Source organism: Bacillus sp. AP50 (assembly GCF_040492675.1).
GTDB lineage: Bacteria > Bacillota > Bacilli > Bacillales > Bacillaceae_G > Bacillus_A > Bacillus_A cereus.
This window is the reverse complement of the sequence record NZ_JBEUTW010000562.1, coordinates 1-1,365: the sequence shown is the minus strand read 5'-3', so window position 1 is coordinate 1,365 and position 1,365 is coordinate 1. Positions and strand designations below refer to the sequence as shown.

Genomic DNA, 1,365 nt, shown 5'->3' with positions numbered 1-1,365 from the left:
CATATACATTATTTAATTATATAAAAAATATATAATTAAATACCCCTATAAACTATATAAAGTTTAAATCAGCATATCAGCGAAAGTAGATCCAACGTTGTTTTTACGCTTCATATGCTTTTCTAAATATATTTTAGTCGTTTGAATATTTTCATGGCCAAGTGTTTGCATTAAATGATATAAATCTGCATTACCTTGTTCTACTGCCATAATTGCGAAAGCATGACGGAATGTATGCGCCGTTACTGGATTTTCACGATACAGTAGAAACTCTAAGTTTGTCTTTTTTATCATATCTGTTACTTGATTCGATAGTGTTTTAGAGTTATAAGTATTTCCTCTTTGATTTATAAATAACGGACTCTCATCCCCTTTTTCCAATACCGTTTGGCATCCCCTTCTCCGCCTCATTTCACAAATACACTGGTATAAGTGTTCCGAAATGAAAAGTTCACGCACTTTATCTCCTTTTCCAGTGACTTTTAACCAGTACTTTCCGTCATAATGTAAATCTTTCACTCTCGCGGTGCACAATTCTTGAATTCTTGCACCAGTACTTGCCAGAGCAAGTAAAATTGTATAGTTTACTAAATGTCCTCTTTCTTTATAAAACCCTAAAATTTTCATAACCTCATCATAGGATAAGTCCCGATTTGGCCGATCCTGCTCATTTACATTTGCCCGCTGCAGTTCTTCATGAAGAGGCTTTTCAATATAAGAAAATACATGAAGATGTTTTAGAAAAGAACGAATGAGTACTGTTTTCTTTGCAAGTGTTGCGACTGCATATGTGTCACCATTCCTACCGTTCTCTACCCGTTTCAGCCAAGAATTGTATTTACGAATATTCCAAGGTTGCAATGTTTTCAATAAAGAGTCATTTTTCTGTACCTCTTCCCCATTCAATTCAAATTCTTCTGCATGCTGCACCATGCACTGACAAAATGACAAGATTTCAGAAACATAACTCTTTTTCGTATCCTCTTTTCTATTCTTCTTCTCATCCATATCTTTTTGTAAATGTACGAAATGATAAATAACTTCCAGGTCACTTAAATACGTATATTTACTCTTTCCCTCTTTTTCTGCAACCTCCATTTTCTCTTCCAATTTATCCACATAACTATCGTTATACAGAAATGGAACTACATCTCTTAAATTCTCTACATATGTATCTATATATTCACTTTGTTTATTTATAATAGATAAATTTTCTTTTTCATTTTTATTATCCATATTTCAAATTCACCTCTCCTATTGAAGATTATAATAATAATTCTCTTTATTACCTATAATTATTATTTTATTTTACTTCTATTAATTATACAAATGATAATTCATTTCCCTTCTGTAAGAACGCTACAT

1 protein-coding gene is annotated in these 1,365 nt (G+C 31.9%); it reads right to left on the bottom strand.

The window, feature by feature from the left end; translation table 11 throughout:
- Positions 1-63: 63 nt before the first annotated feature.
- A complete protein-coding gene (locus ABWK52_RS26590) occupies positions 64-1,236 on the bottom strand; it encodes a tyrosine-type recombinase/integrase (protein WP_065845741.1) in 1,173 nt (390 codons plus the stop codon).
- Positions 1,237-1,365 lie beyond the last annotated feature (129 nt).

What these genes read in the sequence shown, in the direction of transcription:
- ABWK52_RS26590 (WP_065845741.1), bottom strand. Translation starts at nt 1,236, where the DNA reads ATGGATAATAAAAATGAAAAAGAAAATTTATCTATTATAAATAAACAA.